This is a genomic window from Gordonia sp. (in: high G+C Gram-positive bacteria) (assembly GCF_047606305.1).
Lineage (GTDB): Bacteria > Actinomycetota > Actinomycetes > Mycobacteriales > Mycobacteriaceae > Gordonia.
The window spans coordinates 1-7,341 of the sequence record NZ_JASGER010000082.1 but is presented as its reverse complement, the minus strand read 5'-3'; the positions used below and the strand labels follow the sequence as shown (position 1 = coordinate 7,341).

General features: G+C 69.9%; 6 protein-coding genes and 2 pseudogenes. 5 read left to right on the top strand and 3 right to left on the bottom strand.

The window, feature by feature from the left end; all coding sequences use genetic code 11:
- The 3 genes and pseudogenes from QM634_RS12275 to QM634_RS12265 form a co-directional block, all read left to right on the top strand.
- A pseudogene (locus QM634_RS12275) lies at positions 1–208 on the top strand (hypothetical protein); the annotation flags it as partial.
- On the top strand, positions 198–2,432 hold the full coding sequence (locus QM634_RS12270; protein WP_415043061.1) for an RNA degradosome polyphosphate kinase: 2,235 nt from the start codon (positions 198–200) through the stop codon (positions 2,430–2,432). The pseudogene QM634_RS12275 and the gene QM634_RS12270, both read left to right, overlap by 11 nt.
- A 16-nt stretch (positions 2,433–2,448) precedes the next feature.
- Positions 2,449–3,363: an NUDIX hydrolase gene (locus QM634_RS12265; RefSeq protein WP_415043060.1), complete on the top strand. Its 915-nt coding sequence runs from the start codon at positions 2,449–2,451 to the stop codon at positions 3,361–3,363.
- An 8-nt stretch (positions 3,364–3,371) separates the two neighbouring features.
- Here QM634_RS12265 and QM634_RS12260 read toward each other — a convergent pair.
- The 3 genes and pseudogenes from QM634_RS12260 to leuC form a co-directional block, all read right to left on the bottom strand.
- Positions 3,372–3,728: pseudogene (locus QM634_RS12260) on the bottom strand (HU family DNA-binding protein); the annotation flags it as partial.
- 156 nt (positions 3,729–3,884) lie between these two features.
- A complete protein-coding gene (leuD, locus tag QM634_RS12255; protein WP_415043059.1) occupies positions 3,885–4,472 on the bottom strand; it encodes a 3-isopropylmalate dehydratase small subunit in 588 nt (195 codons plus the stop codon).
- A 26-nt stretch (positions 4,473–4,498) separates the two neighbouring features.
- Positions 4,499–5,932, bottom strand: coding sequence for a 3-isopropylmalate dehydratase large subunit (gene leuC / locus QM634_RS12250; protein ID WP_415043058.1), 1,434 nt, complete (start codon positions 5,930–5,932; stop codon positions 4,499–4,501).
- A 76-nt stretch (positions 5,933–6,008) separates the two neighbouring features.
- On the opposite strand from leuC, the gene QM634_RS12245 reads away from it, so the two are divergent.
- Together QM634_RS12245 and QM634_RS12240 are read left to right on the top strand one after the other, a co-directional pair.
- Positions 6,009–6,743: an IclR family transcriptional regulator gene (locus tag QM634_RS12245; protein WP_415043057.1), complete on the top strand. Its 735-nt coding sequence runs from the start codon at positions 6,009–6,011 to the stop codon at positions 6,741–6,743.
- A gap of 19 nt (positions 6,744–6,762) precedes the next feature.
- Positions 6,763–7,266, top strand: coding sequence for a PPOX class F420-dependent oxidoreductase (locus QM634_RS12240; RefSeq protein ID WP_415043056.1), 504 nt, complete (start codon positions 6,763–6,765; stop codon positions 7,264–7,266).
- The last annotated feature ends 75 nt before the right edge of the window (positions 7,267–7,341 follow it).

The window sequence follows — 7,341 nt, the reverse complement described above, 5'->3', positions numbered from 1 at the left end:
GGCGGCCCGCCACCGCGGGGCGGGCGTCGCCGAGCTGGGCACCGCCGACGGTGCCGACGGCCCATGGCCGGGACTGCGCGCGGACGTCGACACCCTCGATGATCTGGCCCGGGCCGCGGACATCGGCGTCGGTGTCGCCACCGCACGGTGGCTGCGCGCGCGGACGCCACTGGCCACCGGCTGCACGGGGGTCGACCATGGTGCATGATGAGTCGGTGAGCGCCGATGCACCCGAGACCACGACGGCCTCCGGCCCGTTGGAGACGCATGTGATCGCCGCCGATTCCGGCCCCGGCGCGCCGCCAGCGGCGACCGCCCGCCCGGACGAGTCGGCCGATCTCCCCGCCGACCGCTACCTGAACCGCGAGCTGTCCTGGTTGGACTTCAACGGCCGCGTCCTGGCACTGGCCGAAGACACCTCACTGCCGCTGCTGGAGCGGGCCAAGTTCCTGGCCATCTTCACCTCGAACCTCGACGAGTTCTTCATGGTGCGCGTCGCCGGTCTCAAGCGCCGCGACGAGACCGGCCTCTCGGTGCGATCGGCCGACGGCCTGTCCCCGCGCGAGCAGCTGAGCCGGATCGCCCAGCGCACACAGTCCATCGCCACCCGGCAGGCCCGCGTGTTCAACGAGTCCGTCAAGCCCGCACTCGACGACGAGGGCATCCACATCGTCGCCTGGAGCGACCTGGGCAAGGCCGAGCGCAAGCGGCTGGTCACCTACTTCACCGACCAGGTGTTCCCGGTGCTGACGCCACTGGCCGTCGACCCTGCCCACCCCTTCCCGTACATCAGCGGCTTGAGTCTGAACCTGGCCGTCACGGTGCGCGACAGCTCCGACGGCGCCGAGCACTTCGCCCGCGTCAAGGTCCCCGACAACGTCAGCCGCTTCCTGCGCGTCGACAAGCTCGTCGGCACCGAGCCCCCCGCCGCGGGCGACGGTCCCGCCCCGGTCGTGTTCCTGCCGTTGGAGGAGTTGATCTCGGCCAATCTGGGACAGCTCTTCCCGGGCATGGACATCGTCGAGCACCACGCCTTCCGCATCACGCGCAACGCCGACTTCGAGGTCGACGAGGACCGCGACGAGGACCTGCTGCAGGCACTCGAGCGCGAGTTGGCCAGGCGGCGCTTCGGCTCGCCGGTGCGCCTGGAGATCGAAGAGGACATGAGCGAGCACATGCTCGAGCTGCTCCTGCGCGAATTGGACGTCGACCCGGCCGACGTGATCGCCGTTCCTGGCCCGCTCGACCTCTCGGCCCTCTTCCAGATCTACGACGTCGACCGTCCGACGCTCAAAGACCCCCCGTTCGTGCCGGTCACCAACCCGGCGTTCGGCGAGCGCGAGACCCCCAAGAGTGTCTTTTCGACGTTGCGCGAGGGTGCGGTGCTGGTGCACCACCCGTACGAGTCCTTCTCGACGAGCGTGCAGCGCTTCATCGAGCAGGCCGCCGCCGACCCCCAGGTCCTGGCCATCAAGCAGACCCTCTACCGCACCTCTGGCGATTCGCCGATCGTCGACGCCCTCATCGACGCCGCCGAGGCCGGCAAGCAGGTCGTTGCGCTGGTGGAGATCAAGGCGCGGTTCGACGAGCAGGCCAACATCAAGTGGGCGCGCAAGCTGGAGCAGGCCGGCGTCCACGTGGTCTACGGCCTCGTCGGACTCAAGACGCACTGCAAGACCTGTCTGGTCGTGCGTCGCGAGGGCTCGACGATCCGCCGCTACTGCCACATCGGCACCGGTAACTACAACCCGAAGACCGCGCGCCTCTACGAGGACGTCGGACTGTTCACGGCCGCTCCCGAGGTGGGCGCCGACCTCACCGACCTGTTCAACACCCTGACGGGGTACTCGCGCAAGCACACCTACCGGAACCTCCTGGTGGCCCCCGACGGGATCCGCGCCGGCATCGTCGAGCGCATCCGGGGCGAGATCGACCGCCATCGCGCCGGCGACGCCAAGGCCCGCATCCGACTGAAGGCCAACGCCATCGTCGACGAGCAGATCATCGACGCGCTGTACCGCGCATCGCAGGCCGGGGTCCCGGTGGAGATCGTCGTGCGCGGCATCTGCGCCCTGCGCCCGGGCATCCCCGGCGTCAGCGACAACATCGAGGTGCGCTCGATCCTCGGCCGCTTCCTCGAGCACTCGCGCATGTTCCACTTCGGCGCCCAGGACGAGTTCTGGATCGGCAGCGCCGACATGATGCACCGCAACCTCGACCGTCGCATCGAGGTCCTCGTCCAGGTCGACGACGCGCGGCTCACCCGCCAGCTCGACGAGATCTTCGACTCCGCGCTCGACCCGCGCACCCGCTGCTGGGTGCTGGGCGAGGACGGCGGCTGGACCGCGTCGCCGGGGGCCGACGTCGACGTCCGCGACCACCAGACCGAACTCATGGCGCGGTACCGCCGGACCGCGGCCGGATCGGCGTAGGCGGGCACTGGGGCGGATGAGCGTGCGCACGGTGTGGGCCGGTGGCGGAGTGCTGTGGCGGCCGGGCAGCGAGCAGTGGGGCGAACCCCAGATCGCCGTCATCCACCGGCCGCGCTATGACGATTGGACCCTCCCCAAGGGCAAGACCGAATCCGGTGAGACGGTCTATGCGACGGCGGTGCGCGAGATCGCCGAGGAAACCGGCTACTCGGTGATCCTCGGCCGCCACCTGCGGCACGTGACCTACGCGGTCGGCGACTCCAAACGCAAACACGTCCGCTACTGGTCGGCGCGCATGACCGGCGGCGAGTTCAAGGCGAACAAGGAGGTCGACGAGCTGGTGTGGACCTCCCCGGACGCGGCGAAGGAGATGCTCACCTACACGCTGGACCGCCTGGTCGTCGACGAGTTCCTCGCCCTGCCCACCGACCTGCACTCGCTGCTGATCGTCCGTCACGCGAAGGCGGGCCGCCGGTCGCGGTATAGCGGCGACGACGTCGGGCGCCCGCTGGAACGGGCCGGTCGCGCCCAGGCCCAGGCCCTGGCCGACCTCCTGCCGCTGTTCGGCGCGCGCCGCCTGCACGCCGCGGACCGGCAGCGCTGCGTCCAGACCCTCGAACCCCTGGCCAAGCGTCTGGGCGGCAAGAAGATCCACCTCGAGCCGACGCTGTCGGAGGAGGGCTACGCCGCCGACCCGAAGGCCGCCCACAAGCGGATGCGAGACCTCGCCGGCCGCGACGACGGCGTCCACGTCGTGTGCAGCCAGGGCAAGGCGATCGCGCCGCTCATGCAGTGGTGGGCCGAGCGCGACGGATTCGAACTCCCGCCCAACCGCAACCGCAAGGGCAGCGCCTGGGTGCTGTCGATCGACCTCGACGGTCGAGTGGTCGCGGCCGACCACATCGCCGACCCGATGCCGGACTACGAGTAGGGCTACTCCTTCTTCGCCGCGCGCTGGTGCGACGACACCGGCGCGACGACGCCGCGCTTGATCGCCGGCCCCTCGGAGGGCAGTGCGATCTTGCCGGCGATCACGTCCTTGAACTGGGCGCCGGGGCGAAAGGACGGCACCGCGACGGCACCAACTTTGACGGTCTCCCCGGTGCGCGGGTTACGGGCGGTGCGCGGCGCCCGGTCGCGCTTCTCGAACACCCCGAAGCCGGTGATGGTGACCTTCTCGCCACGATCGACGGCACGCACGACGGTGTCGACGAACTGTTCGACCGCGTCGGTGACGGTCTGGCGATCCGTGTCCAGCCGCTCCGTCAGCTCGTCGATGAGCTCCGCTTTGTTCATTTCGACCTCCGCAGCATTCGACCGTCGACCCCGTGAGCGGCTGCGACACGACCACGGTGTGGCGCAGCTAACACTTCACGGTAAACGGCGGCCTGCGAAAGGTCCATCACGACCGTCGGTCCGCGCGTCGGGCCTCCCGACGTCCGACCGCCGCCGTCAGAGGGTGGTCGGCTTGAACGCGGGCCGCGCCTGCTCGAAGGCGTCGATGGCCTCGACCTCGCGCAACGTCAAGCCGATGTCGTCCAGGCCCTCCAGCAGGCGCCAGCGGGTGTAGTCGTCGATCTGGAAGGGTACGACCAGGTCGCCGGCGGTGACGGTCTTGGCCTCCAGGTCGACGGCCAGTTCCAGACCCGGCTCGTTCTCCAACCGCTTCCACAGCAGTTCGATGTCGGACTGGTCCACCTGCGCGGCGAGCAGTCCGGCCTTGCCCGAGTTGCCCCGGAAGATGTCGGCGAACCGAGAGCTCAGCACGACGCGGAAGCCGAAGTCCATCAGCGCCCAGACGGCGTGTTCGCGCGACGAGCCGGTGCCGAAGTCGGGTCCGGCGACCAGGACCGAGCCGCGGTTGTACGGCTCGGTGTTCAGGATGAAGTCCGGGTCGGTGCGCCACGACGCGAACAGGCCGTCCTCGAATCCGGTGCGGGTGACGCGCTTGAGGTACACGGCCGGGATGATCTGATCGGTGTCGACGTTGCTGCGCCGTAGCGGCACGCCGATACCCGTGTGCGTGGTGAGCGGTTCCATGGTGTCTCCTCGGAAGGGTCGATCGGCTACAGGTCGGCGGGGGCGCTGAGCGTGCCGCGCACCGCCGTCGCCGCGGCCACGGCCGGCGAGACCAGGTGCGTGCGACCGCCCTTGCCCTGGCGCCCCTCGAAGTTGCGGTTCGACGTCGACGCGCAGCGCTCGCCGGGGGCCAGCTGGTCGGGGTTCATGCCCAGACACATCGAGCACCCGGCCTGGCGCCACTCGGCGCCGGCGGCGGTGAAGACCTCGCCGAGGCCCTCGGACTCGGCCTGGGCGCGCACCTTCATCGAACCGGGCACGATGAGCATGCGCACCCCGTCGGCGATCTGCCGGCCGCGCAAGACCTCGGCCACGGCGCGCAGGTCCTCGATCCGCCCGTTGGTGCACGATCCGACGAAGACGGCGTCGACCTTCACGTCGCGCAGCGGGGTGCCGGGCTCCAGGCCCATGTACTCCAGTGCCCGCTCGGCGGCCTGCTTGTCGTTGTCGTTGCCGAAGTCCTCCGGGGTGGGAACGGCGGCGCCCAGCGGCGCCCCCTGTCCCGGGTTGGTGCCCCACGTGACGAACGGCGTCAATTGGGAGGCGTCGATGTGGACCTCGGCGTCGAACTCGGCGCCCTCGTCGGTGCGCAGACCGTCCCAGTACTCGACGGCGGCGTCCCACTCCGCTCCCGTCGGGGCGTGCGGGCGGCCCTTGAGGAAGTCGTAGGTGATCTGGTCCGGCGCGATCATGCCCGCCCGGGCCCCCGCCTCGATGGACATGTTGCACATGGTCATGCGCGCCTCCATCGACAGCTTCTCGATGGCCGACCCGCGGTACTCGAGGACATACCCCTGTCCGCCACCGGTGCCGATCTTCGCGATGACCGCCAGGATCAAGTCCTTGCTGGTCACCCCGGGCGGCAGCTCACCGTCGACGGTGATGGCCATCGTCTTGAACGGGCGCAGCGACAGGGTCTGCGTCGCCAGGACGTGCTCGACCTCGGAGGTGCCGATGCCCATGGCGAGGGCGCCGAACGCGCCGTGCGTGGAGGTGTGGCTGTCGCCGCACACGACGGTCATCCCCGGCTGGGTCAGGCCCAACTGCGGTCCGACGACGTGCACGATGCCCTGCTCGGCGTTGCCCATCGGGTAGAGCCGGACGCCGAACTCCTCGCAGTTGCGGCGCAGCGTCTCGACCTGGGTGCGCGAGACGGGGTCGGCGATGGGCTTGTCGATGTCGACCGTCGGGACGTTGTGGTCCTCGGTGGCGATCGTCAGGTCGGTGCGGCGCACCGGGCGGCCGGCCATCCGCAGGCCGTCAAAGGCCTGCGGCGAGGTCACCTCGTGCACCAGGTGCAGGTCGATGTAGATGAGGTCGGGGTTGCGCTGCCCCGACTCGTCGACCTCGCCGGGAACGACGACGTGGTCGTCCCACACCTTCTCGGCGAGCGTGCGGGGCTTGGCCGGGCTGTTGCTCATAGCTCCTCGCTGGGGTCTGCCAACAATTGGGCTGCAATTGGTGGAATCTCACTATCTGGACAGATAGTATCGGCTTATGGGAAATGATACCGCACCGGAGGCGGTCAGTGGAATCGGCGTCTTGGACAAGTCCGTCACCGTCCTGACCGCCGTCGCCGGCCGCCCCGCCAACCTCGCCGAGCTCTGCGACGCGACCGGACTCCCGCGCGCCACCGCCCACCGTCTGGCGGTCGGCCTCGAGGCGCACCGGTTAATCACCCGCGACACGACCGGGCGCTGGATCCCCGGCCCGGCGTTGCGCGAGCTCTCCGGCTCCCACGTCGACCGCATCCCCGACGCGGCGCTCGCGATCCTGCCGCGGCTGCGCGAGATCACCGGGGAATCGGTGCAGATCTACCGGCGCGACGGCGCCGAGCGCGTGTGCGTGGCGGCACTGGAGCCGCCGAGCGGTCTGCGCGACACCGTCCCGGTGGGCAGCCGGCTCCCGATGACCGCAGGTTCGGCCGCCAAGGTGCTGCTGGCCTGGGCGCCCGACGGTGTGCGGGCCGCCCTGCTGGACGACAGCGTGTTCGCCGAGCGCACCCTGGCCGACGTGCGGAAGAAGGGGTGGGCGCAGAGCGTCGCCGAGCGGGCCGCCGGCGTGGCCAGCGTGTCGGCACCGGTGCGCGATGTCGACGGGGAGGTCATCGCGGCCATCTCGGTGTCGGGACCGATCGAGCGGATCGGCCGTCGTCCCGGCGGACGGTGGGCGGCCGATCTGCTGGCCGCCGCCGACGCGCTTCAGGAGCGCCTGGGCCATACCGTCGACTGATCTGGGCTAGGGTTCGGCCATGGGCGTCAATCAACGCAATCAGATCGTCATGCCCGACGAGGAGATCGCCGACTTCGTCGAGAAGCAGCGCACCGCCACCCTGGCCACGAACGGGCCCGACGGCTCGATCCACCTCGTCGCCATGTGGTACGGCGTCATCGACGGCGAGCTGTGGTTCGAGACCAAGGCCAAGTCCCAGAAGGCGGTGAACCTGCGGCGCAACCCGCGGTGCTCGGTGATGATCGAGGACGGTCAGACCTATGACCAGCTGCGCGGCATCGCGATCGAGGGCACCGCCGAGATCTACGACGACGAGGACCACATCCTCGCGTGCGGGATCAGCGTCTGGGAGCGCTACAACGGCCCCTACAGCGACGATCTGCGCCCGATGGTCGACCAGATGATGAACAAGCGCGTCGCCGTCCGCATCGTCGCCGATCGGACCCGCAGCTGGGACCACCGCAAACTCGGACTGCCGCCCATCCCGCTCGGCGGTTCCACCGCACCGAGCGCCACCGATTAGGGCCTTCCCCGACGAGAAAGGAGCGCCTCCGCCGATCTCGGCGGAGGCGCTCCTCGTTGTACCCCCTACGGGATT